Origin of the sequence: Paraburkholderia guartelaensis, assembly GCF_004353905.1 — a bacterium.
Classification (GTDB): Bacteria; Pseudomonadota; Gammaproteobacteria; order Burkholderiales; family Burkholderiaceae; genus Paraburkholderia; species Paraburkholderia guartelaensis.
Window position 1 is genome coordinate 37,362 of sequence record NZ_SMOD01000020.1, and the last position, 16,762, is coordinate 54,123.

The 16,762-nt window shown below is 64.7% G+C and carries 17 protein-coding genes and 1 pseudogene; 6 read left to right on the top strand and 12 right to left on the bottom strand.

Going from position 1 to position 16,762, the window contains the following annotated elements:
• Nucleotides 1–30 precede the first annotated feature (30 nt).
• The 3 genes from secB to E1N52_RS24550 form a co-directional block, all read right to left on the bottom strand.
• Complete coding sequence (gene secB / locus E1N52_RS24540; protein ID WP_133185322.1) at nt 31–495, bottom strand: protein-export chaperone SecB; 465 nt, start codon at nt 493–495, stop codon at nt 31–33.
• A gap of 226 nt (nt 496–721) precedes the next feature.
• A complete protein-coding gene (grxC, locus tag E1N52_RS24545; RefSeq protein WP_133185323.1) occupies nt 722–982 on the bottom strand; it encodes a glutaredoxin 3 in 261 nt (86 codons plus the stop codon).
• Nucleotides 979–1,404, bottom strand: a complete 426-nt coding sequence (locus E1N52_RS24550) for a rhodanese-like domain-containing protein (RefSeq protein ID WP_042270087.1) — start codon at nt 1,402–1,404, stop codon at nt 979–981. Before E1N52_RS24550 ends, grxC begins: the two co-directional genes overlap by 4 nt.
• A gap of 211 nt (nt 1,405–1,615) precedes the next feature.
• Here E1N52_RS24550 and gpmA point away from each other — a divergent pair, with 211 nt between their 5' ends.
• The 3 genes from gpmA (at nt 1,616) to E1N52_RS24565 (ending at nt 5,286) form a co-directional block, all read left to right on the top strand.
• Complete coding sequence (gene gpmA / locus E1N52_RS24555) at nt 1,616–2,365, top strand: 2,3-diphosphoglycerate-dependent phosphoglycerate mutase (protein WP_133185324.1); 750 nt, start codon at nt 1,616–1,618, stop codon at nt 2,363–2,365.
• Between the two features lie 399 nt (nt 2,366–2,764).
• The gene (locus tag E1N52_RS24560; protein ID WP_133185325.1) at nt 2,765–4,348 is read left to right on the top strand and encodes a S41 family peptidase; all 1,584 of its coding nucleotides are present in this window, start codon (nt 2,765–2,767) and stop codon (nt 4,346–4,348) included.
• Between the two features lie 176 nt (nt 4,349–4,524).
• Nucleotides 4,525–5,286, top strand: coding sequence for a HesA/MoeB/ThiF family protein (locus tag E1N52_RS24565; RefSeq protein ID WP_133185326.1), 762 nt, complete (start codon nt 4,525–4,527; stop codon nt 5,284–5,286).
• 78 nt (nt 5,287–5,364) lie between these two features.
• Here the strand turns inward: E1N52_RS24565 and ptsP are convergent, their stop codons facing one another.
• From ptsP to E1N52_RS44170, 8 genes are all read right to left on the bottom strand, one after another.
• Nucleotides 5,365–7,104: a phosphoenolpyruvate--protein phosphotransferase gene (gene ptsP, locus E1N52_RS24570; protein ID WP_133185327.1), complete on the bottom strand. Its 1,740-nt coding sequence runs from the start codon at nt 7,102–7,104 to the stop codon at nt 5,365–5,367.
• 212 nt (nt 7,105–7,316) lie between these two features.
• Complete coding sequence (locus E1N52_RS24575) at nt 7,317–7,586, bottom strand: HPr family phosphocarrier protein (RefSeq protein ID WP_028201809.1); 270 nt, start codon at nt 7,584–7,586, stop codon at nt 7,317–7,319.
• 85 nt (nt 7,587–7,671) lie between these two features.
• Nucleotides 7,672–8,253, bottom strand: coding sequence for a PTS sugar transporter subunit IIA (locus E1N52_RS24580; RefSeq protein WP_133185328.1), 582 nt, complete (start codon nt 8,251–8,253; stop codon nt 7,672–7,674).
• Nucleotides 8,254–8,692: 439 nt separating this feature from the next.
• Nucleotides 8,693–9,646 (bottom strand): glutathione synthase, encoded by a 954-nt coding sequence (gene gshB / locus E1N52_RS24585; RefSeq protein ID WP_133185329.1) that lies wholly within the window; start codon nt 9,644–9,646, stop codon nt 8,693–8,695.
• 123 nt (nt 9,647–9,769) lie between these two features.
• Nucleotides 9,770–11,059 (bottom strand): glutamate--cysteine ligase, encoded by a 1,290-nt coding sequence (gene gshA / locus E1N52_RS24590; RefSeq protein WP_133185330.1) that lies wholly within the window; start codon nt 11,057–11,059, stop codon nt 9,770–9,772.
• A gap of 385 nt (nt 11,060–11,444) precedes the next feature.
• The gene (locus E1N52_RS24595) at nt 11,445–12,962 is read right to left on the bottom strand and encodes an ammonium transporter (protein WP_133185331.1); all 1,518 of its coding nucleotides are present in this window, start codon (nt 12,960–12,962) and stop codon (nt 11,445–11,447) included.
• Nucleotides 12,963–13,002: 40 nt separating this feature from the next.
• Nucleotides 13,003–13,341: a P-II family nitrogen regulator gene (locus tag E1N52_RS24600; RefSeq protein ID WP_028201804.1), complete on the bottom strand. Its 339-nt coding sequence runs from the start codon at nt 13,339–13,341 to the stop codon at nt 13,003–13,005.
• Nucleotides 13,342–13,662: 321 nt separating this feature from the next.
• Nucleotides 13,663–13,806, bottom strand: a complete 144-nt coding sequence (locus tag E1N52_RS44170) for a hypothetical protein (protein ID WP_165979439.1) — start codon at nt 13,804–13,806, stop codon at nt 13,663–13,665.
• Between the two features lie 64 nt (nt 13,807–13,870).
• Here E1N52_RS44170 and E1N52_RS24605 point away from each other — a divergent pair, with 64 nt between their 5' ends.
• Nucleotides 13,871–14,128: an accessory factor UbiK family protein gene (locus E1N52_RS24605; RefSeq protein WP_028201802.1), complete on the top strand. Its 258-nt coding sequence runs from the start codon at nt 13,871–13,873 to the stop codon at nt 14,126–14,128.
• A 211-nt stretch (nt 14,129–14,339) separates the two neighbouring features.
• Nucleotides 14,340–14,978 (top strand): annotated as a pseudogene (locus tag E1N52_RS44175) (magnesium chelatase domain-containing protein); the annotation flags it as partial.
• A gap of 442 nt (nt 14,979–15,420) precedes the next feature.
• On the opposite strand, the gene E1N52_RS24615 reads toward E1N52_RS44175, so the two are convergent.
• Nucleotides 15,421–15,969 (bottom strand): hypothetical protein, encoded by a 549-nt coding sequence (locus E1N52_RS24615; RefSeq protein WP_246089204.1) that lies wholly within the window; start codon nt 15,967–15,969, stop codon nt 15,421–15,423.
• 245 nt (nt 15,970–16,214) lie between these two features.
• On the opposite strand from E1N52_RS24615, the gene E1N52_RS24620 reads away from it, so the two are divergent.
• Nucleotides 16,215–16,700: a TlpA family protein disulfide reductase gene (locus E1N52_RS24620; protein ID WP_425468127.1), complete on the top strand. Its 486-nt coding sequence runs from the start codon at nt 16,215–16,217 to the stop codon at nt 16,698–16,700.
• The last annotated feature ends 62 nt before the right edge of the window (nt 16,701–16,762 follow it).

Sequence of the window (16,762 nt, forward strand, 5' to 3'; positions counted from 1 at the left end):
GGTAGTTCGTGGAAACGATCAACTTACGCTTTAGTGCGTCGCGCTGCTTGCGCCGTCTTGCTGGGCGAGTTGCTGCAGGCGTTGCTCGTAGAGCGCCTGGAAGTTGATTTCGGCCAGGTGGATCGGCGGGAAGCCCGCGCGCGTGATCGCGTCGGCGATGTTCGAGCGCAGGTACGGGAACAGGATGGTCGGGCATGCGATGCCAACGAGCGGATCGACCTGTTCGGCCGGGATGTTGCGGATGTCGAAAATGCCGGCTTGCTTGGCTTCGATCAGGAACGCAACCTTGTCCTTGACCTTGGCCGTGACGGTGCCGGTGACGATGATCTCGAACACCGTATCAGCAAGGCGCTCGGCCTTGACGTCGACTTCTACTTCGACCGAAGGCATGTCCTGCTCAAGGAAGATGGCCGGCGAATTCGGCTGCTCGAGCGACATGTCCTTGAGGTAAATGCGCTGGATGTTGAAGAACGGCTGGTTGTTCTCGTCAGACATGGTGTATGGCTTCCCTGATTGAATGGATTGCGGCGGCACGATCGCGACCTCTCAAAGTCGCGAAAATGCGCCGCGCTACGGCAATGAACGGCAACAGGCCCGCGCAAGCCTCACTGGCTCGCGCGGGCCGAAACCCTGCGTCGGTCCGTCACGCTGCGCAGCCCGCCTGCGGACCGAGGCCGCACGGCTATCGGACTGCAAATCAGGCTTTGAAGCGCCTGTAACCTCAGGCGGCTTCGAGCAGCGGCGTCAAGCCGCCCGCACGGTCGAGGGCGGAGAGGTCATCGTAACCGCCCACGTGCGTCTCGCCGATGAAAACCTGCGGCACGGTACGCCGGCCGGTGCGCGTCATCATCTCTTCGCGCCGCGCCGGGTCCCGGTCGATCAGCACTTTCTCGATATGCTCGACGCCGCGCGACTTTAAAAGACGCTCGGCCATCTGGCAATACGGGCACACCTGGGTGCTGTACATGACCACTTTGCTCACTTCGAACCTCCTTGTTTCACGACCGGCATTCCGGCCTGCTGCCAGGCGTTCACGCCGCCGTCCAGCACGTGGACTTCGGCAAAACCGGCGTCCTTCACGAGGCGCAGCGCCTTGTGCGACTGCTGGCCCGTCTGGCAGACCAGCAACACCGGGTTGCTCTTGTTCTTCACGAGCTGGCCGATCTTCGTCTCGAGTTCGCCGAATTCAACCTGGCGCGCCGAGGGCAGATGGCCTTTTGCGAATTCACCCGCGGGACGCAGGTCGACCACCACCGCGTTGCGGCGGTTGATGAGCTGCGTCGCCTCGGCGGTGGAAACGCCGCCGCGGCCGCCGCGTTTGAGCGTCGGCCACAGGAGCAACCCTCCTGAGATGAGGACGATCGCGATGAGTACAAGGTTGATGTAATTGGTGAAGAACGTCACGGAGGGTCCGCCGGAAAAAGGGAAAGTCGGAGAAATCGTGCGAAATCGGATTCGGACAATCCGCTCATTATAAAATAACCGTTTGTCGCAGGGTTACCGCCCCCCAGCCCGGGCGTGCATCCCGCCGGACTGGACCGCCGCCATGGCGTTGCTGCCGCGTTGAGCCTCCCGTCCCCGATTACCGCTTCCTTCACTACCGACCGGCATCCTCATGTACAAACTCGTACTCATCCGCCACGGCGAATCGACGTGGAACAAGGAAAACCGCTTCACCGGCTGGGTGGACGTCGACCTCACCGAGCAGGGCAACCGCGAAGCGCAGCAGGCAGGCCAGCTGCTCAAGGAGTCCGGCTACACGTTCGACATCGCCTACACCTCGGTGCTCAAGCGCGCGATCCGCACGCTCTGGCACGTGCAGGACCAGATGGACCAGATGTACCTGCCCGTCGTCCACTCGTGGCGTCTGAACGAGCGGCACTACGGCGCGCTTTCGGGCCTGAACAAGGCTGAAACGGCCGAGAAGTTCGGCGACGAGCAAGTGCTGGTCTGGCGTCGCAGCTACGACACGCCGCCGCCGGCGCTCGAGCCGACCGATTCGCGCACGGCATACAACGACCCGCGCTACGCCAAGGTGCCGCGCGAGCAATTGCCGCTCACCGAGTGCCTGAAGGACACCGTCGCGCGCGTGCTGCCGATCTGGAACGAGTCGATCGCGCCGGCCATCAAGGCGGGCAAGAAGGTGGTGATCGCCGCGCACGGCAATTCGATCCGCGCGCTCGTGAAGTACCTCGACAACATCTCGGATGACGACATCGTCGGCCTGAACATCCCGAACGGCGTGCCGCTCGTCTATGAGCTGGACGAGAACCTCAAGCCCATCACGCACTACTATCTGGGCGACGCCGAAGCCATCGCGAAGGCGCAAGCCGCCGTTGCGAACCAGGGCAAGAAGGCGGGCTGAGGCTTAGTGCCTCCCCTCATCGGCCGCATCCCGGCCGTGCCTTGTTGATTCAGGCAGCCGCCGGTCCGTCGGGCCGGCGGCCTGTCCGCGGGCCGCGCCTTCCCGTCACGCGGGCGCCGAGCGGCTTCGCCCCGGCACTCTGGCCGCGCTGAAAATTCGTTGCACATTCCCCTTTTCTGCGTTTTATTGGGCCTGCCTGGCAGGATTGCCAGCGCTCTGCCAGCCCCGCGCCACAAGCAAAATTACGGCACACGGTTTGCGAACCTGGCGGCTGCAGCACTGTCTTAGTCCCATCGTACGCGCCATATACACAGCCACGGCGGGTGTGCAGTTATACTTGTCCGTCGCTTTTCCAATAGACGCTGCCACGCGCCTTTTCGACCGCACGCAACATACTCTATGCGAAAGAACCTGAAAAACATCGGCCTGATCGCCGCTGGCCTCGCGACCGGCGTATTTGCCACCCTGCAGATTTCCGCCGAGGCGCAGCAAACCCAGCAGACGGTCGTAGAACCGCTGCCGCTCGACCAGCTGAGGCTCTTCGCCGAAGTTTTTGGTCAAATCAAGCATGAGTATGTCGTGCCGGTAGACGACAAGAAGCTCCTCACCGCCGCCATCAAGGGCATGGTGTCGAGCCTCGACCCGCACTCGTCATATCTCGACAAGACCGATTACCAGGAGCTTCAGGAGCAGACCAAGGGTCGCTTCGCGGGCCTCGGCATCGAAATCTCGTCGGAAGACGGCCTGATCAAGGTGATCTCGCCGATCGAAGACACGCCCGCGTACCGCGCCGGCATCCGTCCGGGCGACCTCATCACGCGCATCAACGACAAACCGGTGCGCGGCATGACGCTCGACCAGGCGGTCAAGCAGATGCGCGGCGACCCGGGCACCAAGGTCACGCTCACGATCTTCCGCAAGACCGACGACCGCACCTTCCCGCTCACCATCACGCGCGCCATCATCAAGGTGCAGAGCGTGAAGTCGAAGATCCTGCAGCCGGGCTACGCGTATATCCGCATCACGAGCTTCCAGGAGCGCACGGTCCCCGACCTCGCCCAGAAGCTGCAAGATATCGCGCGCCAGGAGCCGAACCTCAAGGGCATCATCCTCGACCTGCGCAACAACGGCGGCGGTCTGCTGCAAAGCGCCGTGGGCGTGGCGGGCGCGTTCCTGCCGCCGGATTCGGTCGTCGTCTCGACGAACGGCCAGATCCCGGACTCGAAGCAGGTCTACCGCGACACCTACGAGAACTACCGCCTGCCGTCGTTCGACGGCGACCCGCTCAAGGGCGAGGCAGCCGAGTTCAAGACCGTGCCGATGGTCGTGCTGACCAACGCCTACTCGGCGTCGGCTTCGGAAATCGTCGCTGGCGCGCTGCAAGACTCCAAGCGTGCGCTCATCGTCGGCAAGACGACGTTCGGCAAGGGCTCGGTGCAGACCGTGCGCCCGATGACGGCCGACACGGCACTGCGTCTGACCACGGCGTACTACTACACGCCGAGCGGCCGCTCGATCCAGAACAAGGGCATCCGTCCTGATATCGCGGTCGACCAGTACGCCGACGGCGATCCGGACGACGCACTCGTCACGCGCGAAGTGGACTACCAGAACCACCTCGCCAACACGCAGGATCCGGACGAGAAGAAGGAGCAGGAAGTGCGCGAGCAGGAGCGCATGGACATGCTGCGTCAGCTCGAAGAGCAGAACGACAAGAAGACGCCGGAGCAGCGCCAGAAGGATCGCGAGCGCAAGCCGGTCGAGTTCGGCTCCACCGACGACTTCATGCTCCAGCAGGCGCTGAACAAGCTCCAGGGCAAGCCGGTGGCCGAATCGAAGTCGCCGATGGAGCGCCGCCTCGCCCAGCAGAAGCCGCCGACCTCGGCTTCCGCGCCGATCGCCGTGAAGCCGGGCGCGCTCATCATGGCGCCGGCTCCGGGCTCCGCTGCCGCGCCGGCCTCCGCTCCGGCACCGGCGAAGTAACACGCCGTACCGCCTCGCGACCCGTGCGCCTCGTGCGCCGGTCGCGAGGCCGCCCCTCATCCAGCCGCTGGCGTCGTTACAATAACGGCACTGTCTTTCCCCGGCGCGCGCTCCCCTATTCAGGGCCATCCAGGCTCTCGAGGTCCATCGCAGCGCCATCGAACAAGCGCATCGCGATGAACGACGACCAACTCCTTCGCTATTCCCGCCATATCCTCGTCGACGAGATCGGCATCGAGGCGCAGCAGCGCTTTATCGACGCGCATGCGATCGTCGTGGGCGCGGGCGGCCTGGGGTCGCCGGCGGCGATGTATCTCGCGGCCTCGGGCGTGGGCACGCTTACGCTCGTCGACAACGACACCGTCGACCTCACCAACCTGCAGCGGCAGATCATGCACGAGACGGCGTCGGTCGGCCACGCGAAGGTCGAGTCGGGCCGCGACGCCATCGCGCGCCTGAATCCCGAGGTAAAGGTGAACGCGCTGCAAGCACGCATCGACGATGCGTGGCTCGACGCGCAGGTGCCGGGCGCGACGGTCGTGCTCGACTGCACCGACAACTTCGCCACGCGCCACGCCATCAACCGCGCGTGCGTGAAGCACGGTGTGCCGCTCGTCTCGGGCGCGGCGTTGCGTTTCGACGGGCAGATCAGCACGTTCGACTTCCGCGACGACGCGTCGCCCTGCTACGCCTGCGTGTTTCCCGAAGATCAGCCATTCGAGGAAGTGGCGTGCTCGACGATGGGCGTGTTCGCGCCCACGGTCGGCATCATTGGTGCGATGCAGGCTGCCGAGGCGCTGCGCGTGATCGGCGGTATCGGCGAGACGCTCGTCGGGCGGCTCATGATGCTCGACTCGCTGCGCATGGAGTGGAACACGATGCGCGTGGCGCGGCAGCCGGATTGCCCGGTGTGCGGCGAGCGTCATCGGCACGCCTGAAGCCCGCGTGAGCCAACACAGAAAAAAGCCCCGGACATGCCGGGGCTTTTTTTATTTCGCGTGCGTGTATGTGGACGTTCAGGCCTGCGCCACACGCTGCAGCGCGGCCTGCAATTCTTCGGGTTCGTATGCGGCCAGCACCTCCGCCACCGGTTTTTCCAGCGTCTTGAGCTGCGAGCGCAAGATCTCCTGCTTCACCACGAGCAACTGGCTCGGGTGCATCGAAAACTCGGTGAGGCCCATGCCAAGCAGCAAGCGCGTGAACGACGGGTCGCCCGCCATCTCTCCGCACACCGAAACCGGCACGCCCGCGCGCTTCGCCTCGCGCAGCGTATGCGCGATCAGCTGCAGCACGGCCGGATGCAGCGGATCGTACAGGTCGGCCACCGCATTGTCGGCCCGGTCGATGGCGAGCGCGTACTGGATCAGATCGTTGGTGCCGATCGAGAGGAAGTCGAGGCGGCGCAGGAACATCGGCAACGCGAGCGCCGCCGCCGGAATCTCGATCATCGCGCCAATCTGGATGTTGGGATCGTAGGCGAGCCCGGCGTCGTCGAGCTGACGCTTCGCCTCGCGGATCAGGTCGAGCGTCTGGTCGATCTGCTGCGCGTGCGCGAGCATCGGAATCAGAATCTTGACCGAACCGAACGCCGAGGCGCGCAGGATCGCCCGCAGCTGCGTGAGGAACATCTGCGGCTCGGACAGGCTCCAGCGGATCGCGCGCAGACCGAGCGCCGGATTTGCGGCCGTCTCGTAACCGTCGCCGGCATTCATGGCGTCGAGCGGCTTGTCCGCGCCGACGTCGATCGTGCGGATCGTCACCGGCAGCCCGTTCATGAGCTCCACCGCGCGGCGGTAGGCGGCGAACTGCTCGTCCTCCTCCGGCAAGTGGTTCTTGTGGTTCATGAACAGGAACTCGGTGCGAAAGAGGCCCACGCCCGTCGCGCCCGAGTCGAGTGCGGCCTGTGCGTCGTCGGGCAACTCGATGTTCGCGTAGAGCTGGATCTTCGCGCCGCACAGCGTTTGCGTCGGCGAGAACTTCAGGCGCTGCAGCTTGCGCCGCTCGAGCGCCATCTCGCTTTGCCGGTAGGTGTACTCCTCGAGCACGATGGGCGCGGGATCGACGATTACGACGCCATGGTCGCCGTCGACGATGATGAGATCGTCCTGACGGATCAGCGCGCTCGCCTGCTGCACGCCCACCGCCGCCGGAATACCGAGGCTGCGCGCGACGATGGCCGTGTGCGAGGTGCGCCCGCCCAGATCGGTGACGAAGCCCTGGAAGGTTTGCCCCTTGAACTGCAGCATGTCGGCAGGCGCGATGTCGTGTGCGACGACGATCATCTCGTCGCAGCCGCCGTGCAGCGAAGGGGGCATGGCGCCCGCGAGCGACTTCAGCACGCGCTCCACGACCTGCTCGATATCGGCCTTGCGCTCGCGCAGGTACTCGTCCTCCACGTCGTCGAAGTGACGCGAAAGGCGTTCGAGCTGTTCGGTAAGCGCCCACTCCACATTGAAGCGGCGCGTGCGGATGAGATCAATGGTTTCCTGAACGAGCATCACGTCGTTCAGGATCATGAGGTGAACGCCGATAAATGCGCCCATTTCAGAAGGGGCGTCGGCGGCGAGGTCGGCGCGCAGCGCGTCGAGCTCATGCTCCACGGCCTGGAGCGCCGCGCGAAAACGTTCGATTTCGTCTTCGATCTGCGCGTGCTCGATGAGGTAATGGTCGACGTCGAGTGCAGCCGGGGCGATCAGATACGCTCGCCCGATGGCTATACCGCGTGATACGGGAATTCCATGCAGCGTGAACGGCACGCGCACCTCCTCTGGTTATTTGATGCTGCGGCAAACCGCTGCAATGCGCTCTCTCAGACCCCGGCGATGATTATAAATTCCAGCGCGGCGGAATGTGGCCATGCGCACCTGTCCGCGCATAACTGCGGCCTTGTGCAGCAGTCGCCGCCCACAAACAAAAACGCCGCGGCAAACCGCGGCGTTCCGAGCAAGGCGCAATGACCACGCGCGTATTACTGGCCTTCGCCGAACTTATCGGCGATCAGCTTGAGCAGCGCGCTCATGGCGTCGGCCTCGTCCGGGCCTTCGGTTTCGATCATCACCGTGCTGCCGATGCCTGCCGCCAGCATCATGACCCCCATGATGCTCTTGGCGTTGATGCGGCGGCCGTTGCGGCTCATCCAGATTTCCGCCTGATAGTTGCCTGCGAGTTGCGTCAGCTTCGCCGACGCCCGCGCGTGCAGGCCGAGTTTGTTCACGATGGTCGTTTCTTGTTGCAGCATAGGTCGATCCGGACGCAGTGTGTGGAAGTGAGACTGGGTACTTTCGGTGTGCCTTGTTTCTGGCTTTCGGTGGCGCGCGGCCGGTTCAGGTGCTGCCAGCCGGCCGGAACACGCCCGCCGCAACGCCGCCGGTGCAAGCCGCACCTCGGGTCGCTGTGGCTGGCTGACTTGCGCTCTGACCGGCTACCGGATTCGCGGCTTGCTTTGTCGTGTCGGCAGCGGCTTCGGTGCAGGGCGTGGGCGGGCAGCCGCATTCGCTCGCGGGCGCAACGGGCGGCATGGTCGGTCCGATGGTCTGGACGCCCTTGCTCGCGCCGGCCAGCGCCTTTTCGACGAGCGTGTCGAGCGGCGTTGCACGGTAGCACACGGCCCGCACCAGCATCGGCAGATTCACGCCGGCCAGCACGCGCACCTCGGGCACCGTGGCGAGCCGCGCCGCGATGTTCGAAGGCGTGGCGCCGAACATGTCGGTCAGCACGAGCGCGCCGTTGTCTTCGCGCAGGCGCTCGATTTCCGAATTCGCCTTGGCGACCACTTCAGCCGGGTCGCTGTCGGGGAGCACGTCGAGCGCGCCGATGCGCGCCGGACAACCGCCATAGATATGCGCGATGCACTCGCGTAGCGCGGTGGCGAGCGGTGCGTGCGCAATGATCAGAATCCCTGCCATGTCAGCTTGACTGCAAAAAACGGCTCCGGTTGATGCTCGGACGACCCCGTAGATCGCGTCCTGCAGCGCCAACCCCGCAGCCAGCCGTGAGCTCGCAGGGTCGGAACACGCGCCGCGCGGCAGCCAAAGCGTCTTGTCGACGCCCGCTTGCCAGCCCGGAACGCGAGCTCGCGGCATTGTAGCAGGGTCATTTTCGCGCACGCGAGGCGGTTTTGCTCACAGCGGCGACAGTTGTCGCGCGCCATTCACAGGCTCCGCGTGCTCGCTCGACCTTTCGTGGTCCGAAAGTGCCGGCCAGCCAGGGTCTCGATGGGGCGCCTGCCCTGCAAGGCGCCCACATCCGGCAAATGCAGCCATACGCGAGGCTTTCAAGTCCGCGCACCAGGTGCGGGATTCAAATGCGTCCGTTCCCCGCTTCGAAGCCGAACTCGGGCCAGATTCAGGCCGCCGCGCGCTCCAGCGCGTCGATGAACATGGCGGCCACGTCGAAACCCGTTTGCTCCATGATTTCGCGGAAACACGTCGGGCTCGTGACATTGACCTCGGTAAGCCAGTCGCCGATCGCGTCGAGCCCTACGAGCAGCAGGCCGCGTGCCGCGAGCGTCGGGCCGAGCGCTTTCGCAATCTCCATGTCGCGTGCGGTAAGCGGCTGCGCGACGCCGAGTCCACCCGCCGCCAGATTGCCGCGCACTTCATTGCCCTGAGGAATACGCGCGAGGGAAAACGGCACCGGCTCGCCGCCGATCAGCAGAATGCGCTTGTCGCCGGCCTTGATTTCGGGGATGAACTTCTGCGCCATCACGCTGCGCGCCCCGTCGTGACTCAGCATCTCGATGATCGAGCCGAGGTTCATGCCGTCCGCCTTCACGCGGAACACGCCCATGCCGCCCATGCCGTCGAGCGGCTTGAGGATCACGTCCTGGTGCTCTTCGTGGAACTTGCGCAGGCGCGCCGCGCTGCGCGTGACGAGTGTCGGCGCGACGAACTGCGGGAATTCGCCGATGGCGAGCTTTTCCGAGTGATCGCGAATCGACTGCGGCTTGTTGAAAATCTTCGCGCCCGCGCGCTCGGCGATTTCCAGCAGCCACGTCGACGTGACGTACTCCATGTCGAACGGCGGGTCCTTGCGCATGATGACGGCGTCAAAGCCGGTGAGCGCGCGCGAATCGGGCGTGGCTTCGAACCACGTTTCGCGATGCAGGTCCGCCGTATCGCCGATGATCGTGAAGCTCCTCACGTCGGCCTCCACCTGGCCGTTCACCCATGCGAGATGCTGAGGCTCGCACGCGAAGAGCCTGTGGCCGCGCTTCGCGGCCTCGGCCATCATCGCGTAGGTCGAGTCCTTGTAGATCTTGAACCGCTCGAGCGGATCGGCGATGAAGAGAATGTCCATATCGTCTCTGCCTAGTCCCTGTCTTGTCGCTGCGTGGCACCGGGTGTGGTGCCTGCTTTCATGACGGCAACGCCCGCACGGTGGCGGGCGCTGCGTTCGATTGTGTGAAGGATGACGGCCGGATCAGACCTGGATCGCCTCGGGGTCGGTCTTCTCCAGCTCGACCGAGGCCGCCAGCAACCCGAGCCGCGCCACCACGCCGTACATGTAAAAGCGGTTCGGCGGCGCCGCACCCGCTTTCGCGCGCGTGTCTGGCAGCGCCGTATGCTCGAAGCCGAGCGGCACGAAGTGCATGCCCGGCGCGTTCAGGTTCTGGTCGCGCTCGCGGCTGCCGTGCGCGCGGTAGAAGCCGCCCACCACATAGCGGTCGATCATGTACACGACCGGCTCGGCCACTTCGTCGCCGATATGCTCGAACGTGTAGACGCCTTCCTGCACGATCACGTCGTGCACTTCGAGCCCGTCCTTCGTGGCCGACATCTTCGCACGTTCGCGCTTCGTGAGTGCGGCGACCTCCGAAGCGTCGTGCACCGTCATCACACCGCGGCCGTCCGTGCCGGCATCGGACTTGATGACGACATAGGGCTTTTCGGTGATGCCGTACTCGCGGTACTTCTTCGCGATCTTCTTGAGGACGGCGTCGATGGCGGTCGCGAGCTGCTCCTCGCCCGTGCGCGCCTCGAAGTCCACGCCTTCCACGTGTGCGAAGTACGGATTGATCATCCACGGGTCCACGCCCACCATCTTCGCGAACTTCTTCGCCACGTCGTCATAGCAGGAGAAGTGCGTGGACTTGCGGCGCACCGCCCAGGCCGCGTGCAGCGGCGGCAGCACGTACTGCTCGTGCAGGTTTTCGAGCACGGGCGGAATGCCGGCCGAAAGATCGTTGTTCAGCAGGATCGAGCACGGGTCGAAGTTCTTCAGGCCCAGGCGCCGCTGCGAGCGCTCGAGCGGTTCGAGCACGATCTTCTGGCCGTCCGCGAGCGAGATCGTGACCGGCCCGGCGATCGTGTCGTCGAGCGTGCCGAAACGCACGTTCAGGCCCGCCTGGCGCATGATCGTGGCGAGCCGTGCGACATTCTCCAGATAGAACGCGTTGCGCGTGTGCATCTCCGGAATCACCAGCAGGTTCTTGGCGTCCGGGCAGATCTTTTCGATGGCGGCCATGGCCGCCTGCACGGCGAGCGGCAGCACTTCCTGCGGCAGGCAGTGGAAGGCGCCGGGAAAAAGGTTGGTGTCGACGGGCGCGAGCTTGAAGCCGGCGTTGCGCAGGTCGACCGAGGCGTAGAACGGCGGCGTGTGCTCCTGCCATTCGAGGCGGAACCAGCGCTCGATGGCCGGCGTCGCGTCGAGGATGCGCTGCTCCAGTTCGAGGAGCGGGCCATTCAACGCCGTAACCAGATGCGGGACCATAAGGGGTGACTCGCGGACGAAATGCTTTGATTGTAGGGAAACCGGTCGTTTATCTGGGGACGATTGCGCCAGTTGCAAGACGGGATTGCCCTCATGAATCCCCGTCATGAAATCCCTGGGCGCGGTAGGGTCAATCGAGCGTTTCGCGCGCGCGGATATTCACGCCGGATATCCATTCTGGACCGCCCGCGCCGCCCGGCGCAATTGGGCACACGGATTGAAGGGGCACTATGCGAACGCGCGGGCGCGGCGCTTATTCCCCCTCCCGCGGGAGCAAAGCCCACACCCGGCGCCGCAGCGCCCAAAAAGAAAAGGGCCCGCCGAAAAGGCGGGCCCAGGTCGCTGCTGACTGCCCTGCTAGATCAAACCATCTAACGCGGCGCGTTTATTCCACGCGCTCGCCATGCAGAACCACGTCGAGACCTTCGCGCTCTTCTTCTTCCGAAACGCGCAGGCCCATCACCATGTCGATCACCTTCAGCAGGACGAAGCTCACCACGCCGCTGTAGATGAGGGTCGTGAGCACGCCCTTGGCTTGCAGGATGACGCTGCCATCCGCGCCGCCGATGTCCTTCACCGCGAACACGCCGGTCAGCAGCGCGCCGATGATGCCGCCGATGCCGTGCACGCCGAACGCGTCGAGCGAGTCGTCATAGTTGAACTTGTGCTTGAGCCACGTCGCCGACCAGAAGCAGACCACGCCCGCCACCACGCCGATCACGATCGCGCCCAGCACGCCGACGAAGCCCGATGCCGGCGTCACGGCCACGAGACCCGCCACGGCGCCCGAAGCGATGCCGAGCACCGACGGCTTGCCCTTGGCGATCCACTCAGCGAACATCCAGCCGAGCGCGGCGCAGGCAGTGGCGACTTGCGTCGTGAGCATCGCGAAACCGGCACGGCCGTCGGCCGCGACTGCCGAACCCGCGTTGAAGCCGAACCAGCCCACCCACAGCATGGCCGCGCCCATCAGCGTAAGAACGAGGTTGTGCGGCGCCATCACTTCGCGGCCGTAACCCACACGCTTGCCGAGGACGATACAGCACACGAGGCCCGCGATACCGGCGTTGATGTGCACGACCGTGCCGCCCGCGAAGTCGAGGATGCCGGCGCTGGCGAGCCAGCCCGTCGGCTCCCACACCATGTGCGCGATCGGCGAGTAGACGATGATCGACCACAGCGACATGAACACGAGCATCGCCGAGAACTTCATGCGGTCGGCAAACGCACCGGTGATGAGCGCCGGCGTGATGATCGCGAACGTCATCTGATAGACGAAGTACACGGTCTCGGGGATGGTCGGCGCGAGGTGGCTCACGGTGAGCGTCGTCGCCTTGTCGCCCTTGATGTAGTTCATGCCCTCAAGGAAGATGCGCGAGAAGCCGCCGATGAACGAGCCGCCCGGCGTGAACGCGATCGAGTAGCCGACCACCGTCCAGATCACCGTGACGACGCAGGTGATCGCGAAGCTCTGCATGAGCGTCGAGAGCACGTTCTTCTTGCGGACCATGCCGCCGTAGAACAGCGCGAGGCCCGGGATCGTCATGAACAGCACGAGCGCGGTGGAGGTCAGCATCCACGCGGTGTCGCCCGAGTTGATCTTCGACGAATCGACGGAGAACGGCGCGGTCGGTGCGGCGGGCGCGGCGGCTGCGGCGGCAGCCGATGCGTCGGCCGGGGCGCTTGCGGCGGCGGCCGGGGCGCTGGCTGCTGCTGCCGGGGCCGAAGCCGCGTCGGCCGCGGGCGCCGAAGCCGGAGCGGCTGCGGAAGCATCGGGCGCCGAAGCGGCGGTTGCCGGCGCGGAGGCCGCGGCGGGTGCGGATGCGTCGTCCGCCAGCGCGGCGCCGACCCCGCCGGCCAGCAGCGAGCCGGCCATCATCAGGGACATCAAAAGTTTGCGCATCTCGGTTTCCTCTTTCCTCTTGTCTCGGTCTCTTTAGGCTTTACAGCGCGTCGGCGCCGGTCTCGCCGGTGCGGATGCGGATCACTTGTTCGATCGGGGTGACGAAAATCTTGCCGTCGCCGATCTTGCCCGTGCGGGCCGCGCGTTCGACTGCTTCGATGGCCTGCTCGACGATGTCGTCGGCCACGGCCGCTTCGATCTTCACCTTCGGCAGGAAGTCGACGACATACTCCGCGCCGCGGTACAGCTCGGTGTGCCCCTTCTGGCGACCGAAGCCTTTCACCTCCGTCACCGTGATCCCCGAAACGCCGATCGCCGAAAGGGCTTCGCGCGCCTCATCGAGCTTGAACGGCTTGATGATTGCTGTAATGAGTTTCATGTAGTCCTCGCTGTGGTTTGCTTCATTCCTTTGTCTGCTTCTGCAACGGGCGCCTGGCGAACGGCGCGTGATGCCTCGCCGCGTCGCTGGCACACCGTGAGCCAACCGTCGTTCGGTGCGCGGGGCAGTATTAGCAACACCCGTGCCAATTTGCTGCACCACGTGCCGAAATCCTGCGTGACGGACTTCGATGCAGGCGCGCCCAAAGCCGTGGACAATGCCGGTCCGCGCCTTGAGGGGCGCGGCGCGCAAGGCCCTGGCCGAACGGCCAGCGTGGCGTGCGCGCGGTGGCGTGGCGGGGGGAACGTTGCTACAGTGTTCTCAGGCATCGCTGCCGCGCTGGGAGCCGCGTAGCGGCTGCGAGTGGTCCGCCACGCCACAGCGCGAAGCACACTGGCCCGCGGTGCGCACCAGATGCGCGCACACCTGGCCGTGGCCCTGCGAGTTCGCACCAAGATCGATCACGATCCGTCGCGGGGCACAGGCGAAACAAAACTTGCACATTTTTTGTGCAGCGAAGGGGAATCGAATGAAGCAACCTAACGACGTATTCAATGATCTGCAGTCGCGCGTGAGCGATCTGCTCAAGAACTCGCCGGCGCGCGATGTCGAACGCAATGTTCGCGCAATGTTGTCGCAAGGCTTTTCGAAGCTGGACCTCGTCACGCGCGAGGAATTCGACGCGCAAACGCAGGTGCTCGTGCGCACGCGCCAGCGCCTCGAAGAACTCGAGCGCCGCGTGGCCGAGCTCGAGCAGAAGCTGCCGGTGACTAGCCAGTCATCCTGATCATTTCTTTGCGCACTCCTGTGCGCAATTGAGTGCAGCACCACGGCCGCACCGCCGCAAGCGATCCGTAGCGTGATCGCAATGGAACCGTAAAGGGGCATACGCCTCACCAGCCTGGCGCATGCATGGCGCGCGAAGCAGGTACGAAGCTCAGTCCGAAGCCTGGTACCACGCGCGCCACTTCCCGCATGCGAGCCTTCCGGAGAATCCCATGTCGCTTGCCGTGGTGCGCAGCCGCGCGCCGGCTGCTGGCCGCGCGCCCGAAGTCACCGTAGAAGTCCATCTCGCCAACGGACTGCCGTCGTTTTCCATCGTCGGGCTGCCCGATCTCGAAGTGCGCGAAAGCCGCGAGCGCGTGCGCGCCGCGCTCTCGAACTGCGGCTTCGATTTCCCGGTGCGGCGCATTACCGTCAACCTCGCACCCGCCGATTTGCCCAAGGAATCCGGCCGCTTCGACTTGCCAATCGCGCTCGGCATTCTCGCGGCGAGCGGGCAGCTTCCGGTTGCGGCGCTCGCGCACCGGGAGTTCGCAGGCGAGCTTTCGCTCACCGGCGCCGTGCGGCCAATGCGCGGCGCGTTCGCCATGGCATGCGGCACGGCACGCGCGCATAGGGAGCGCGTAGCGCGTTTCGACGAAGCGCCAGCGTTCAGCCGCGAGGCCATAGGCGAAAGCAACATCTTTCGGATTCCTGATGCTGAAACCGATGTAGCCACGCTCTCACACATGCCCGAGCTATATGGGCCGAATCGGCGACGTCACCGGGTGCTCAAGGTCGCGCGCACGATCGCCGATCTCGCGGGTGCCGCGATGCCCGACGCCGCACACGTGGCGGAGGCCGTGCAGTACCGGCGCGTGTTCGCCGAGCGATAGCCAGGCACAGCGCCGGTTTCGCGGGAAAACGCCGCCACTTTGCGCTGCGGGGAATGTGAATAGCGCCAATAAGCTGAAGTCAAGACTTGACTTATGCACATTTCGTCGTGCTGGCCCCCGTTCCGTGCATGGTTCGCATTACGCCGTGGCCATTTTTATAACTTGTTGATTCTTCTAATTTTCTGGATTTACATAAAAGCGGCCGAAACTAACAGAAAGCCCACAGGACGGCCCTTTCCAGCCAACGGGGCGATGTTTTCCACAAAGTTACCCACAGCTCCTGTGGGTAACCGGTAAACCCTCAATCAAATCCGATAATTAGCGTGTTTACCTGCAGCGCAACCTTCACTTCGCCGCGCAAACGCCCGCCGCTGCGTGAGCGAAACATGGCGGCGAGAGGCGTACTGCGGAGTCCCAAAACTCAGTACAGCTTGAAAGACTCGAAGAACTGGTCGACCTGCTCGACCGGCGGCTCGTTGCGCCCGACGATCGCCACCTGGTAGGCGCGCGCGCCCTTTGCGACGAGACGCGCGTGGATCGTTCGTTTTTCGCCGTTGGCGCCCGCCTTTCCGGCCATGCGCATCTCCACGCCCTCGACCGAGCCGCCCGTTGCAAGCGGCACCGCCACCGCGTGCGCCTCGGCAGGCGCGCCCACGTTGCGGGCGAGGCCTGCGCGCAGGAACTCGAGCGCCTTTTGCTGCGTCGCGGGCTGTGCGTCGGGCAGATCGAGCGTGCCGACCACGAACACGTCGCCGGAGACTTCGGCCGTCTGCACGCGCATGCGCATCGGCGTGCCGTTCACGTCGATGCGGCGCTCGTCCTTGTCGGGCTTGGCGGGCAGATCGATCGCGTAGCCGCTCGCGTCGTTCGAAATCGTGCGCCAGTCGTAAGTGGGTGAGCAGGCGGCCAGCGAGAACGCGGCGGCGAGTATGCCAAGCGCCGCCACGCGGGCAGGAACGGAGGCGCGCATCGGCATGTTCAATGGGAGTCGGGCACGGCGAAGGATGTCCAGGACCATGGGGCGCGGTTCGTCACGGAAGTGAAAGGTGCGCGACATTATCCGTCGACGCATACCCGGATGTTGTCTCGCAACCGCTATGCCGGGAAATTCGGCGCTACAATATTTCTGCTCAACACCCGCGTCCTTTGGCGCACGAGGCAAGGCTCATGACCGCTGCATCCCCGAATTCTTCGAACAAGCGTTCCGGCGCGCTCATGCGCATTGGCGCGGCGCTGGTTGTCGTTGCGATCGCCGTCGCCGGCTACTTCGCTTTCTTCGGCAGCCAGCAGCGCGTGCCCGACGCCACCTTCACGCTCCTGTCGGGCCAGAAGGTCTCCACGAACGACCTCAAGGGCAAGGTCTACCTCGTCAACTTCTGGGCGACGAGCTGCACCACCTGCATGGCGGAAATGCCGAAGATGGTCCAGACCTATAACCGCTTCAAGGGCGAAGGTCTCGAGTTCGTCGCGGTGGCAATGAACTACGACGCGCCGATGTACGTGGCCAACTACGCGCAAACGCGCCAGCTGCCGTTCAAGGTGGCGATGGACGACGGCTCGGCGGCCAGGCAGTTCGGCAATGTCCAGCTCACGCCCACCACCTTCGTGATCGGGCGCGACGGCAAGATCCTCAAGCGCTACGTCGGCGAGCCGCAATTCGCCGAACTCGACCAGTTGCTGCAGAAGGCGCTGGCGACCTGATACGCGATTCGCGTAGCCAATAAAAAAGCAGCGGAAAACCCGCTGCTTTTTTTACGTCTATC

Excerpts from the sequence above, each read along its gene's own strand:
- secB (WP_133185322.1), bottom strand. The coding sequence starts at position 495 with ATGTCTGACGAGAACAACCAGCCGTTCTTCAACATCCAGCGCATTTAC.
- gpmA (WP_133185324.1), top strand. The coding sequence starts at position 1,616 with ATGTACAAACTCGTACTCATCCGCCACGGCGAATCGACGTGGAACAAG.
- E1N52_RS24560 (WP_133185325.1), top strand. The coding sequence starts at position 2,765 with ATGCGAAAGAACCTGAAAAACATCGGCCTGATCGCCGCTGGCCTCGCG.
- E1N52_RS24565 (WP_133185326.1), top strand. The coding sequence starts at position 4,525 with ATGAACGACGACCAACTCCTTCGCTATTCCCGCCATATCCTCGTCGAC.
- E1N52_RS24575 (WP_028201809.1), bottom strand. The coding sequence starts at position 7,586 with ATGCTGCAACAAGAAACGACCATCGTGAACAAACTCGGCCTGCACGCG.
- E1N52_RS24580 (WP_133185328.1), bottom strand. The coding sequence starts at position 8,253 with ATGGCAGGGATTCTGATCATTGCGCACGCACCGCTCGCCACCGCGCTA.
- gshB (WP_133185329.1), bottom strand. The coding sequence starts at position 9,646 with ATGGACATTCTCTTCATCGCCGATCCGCTCGAGCGGTTCAAGATCTAC.
- gshA (WP_133185330.1), bottom strand. The coding sequence starts at position 11,059 with ATGGTCCCGCATCTGGTTACGGCGTTGAATGGCCCGCTCCTCGAACTG.
- E1N52_RS24595 (WP_133185331.1), bottom strand. The coding sequence starts at position 12,962 with ATGCGCAAACTTTTGATGTCCCTGATGATGGCCGGCTCGCTGCTGGCC.
- E1N52_RS24600 (WP_028201804.1), bottom strand. The coding sequence starts at position 13,341 with ATGAAACTCATTACAGCAATCATCAAGCCGTTCAAGCTCGATGAGGCG.
- E1N52_RS24605 (WP_028201802.1), top strand. The coding sequence starts at position 13,871 with ATGAAGCAACCTAACGACGTATTCAATGATCTGCAGTCGCGCGTGAGC.
- E1N52_RS24615 (WP_246089204.1), bottom strand. The coding sequence starts at position 15,969 with ATGCGCGCCTCCGTTCCTGCCCGCGTGGCGGCGCTTGGCATACTCGCC.
- E1N52_RS24620 (WP_425468127.1), top strand. The coding sequence starts at position 16,215 with ATGCGCATTGGCGCGGCGCTGGTTGTCGTTGCGATCGCCGTCGCCGGC.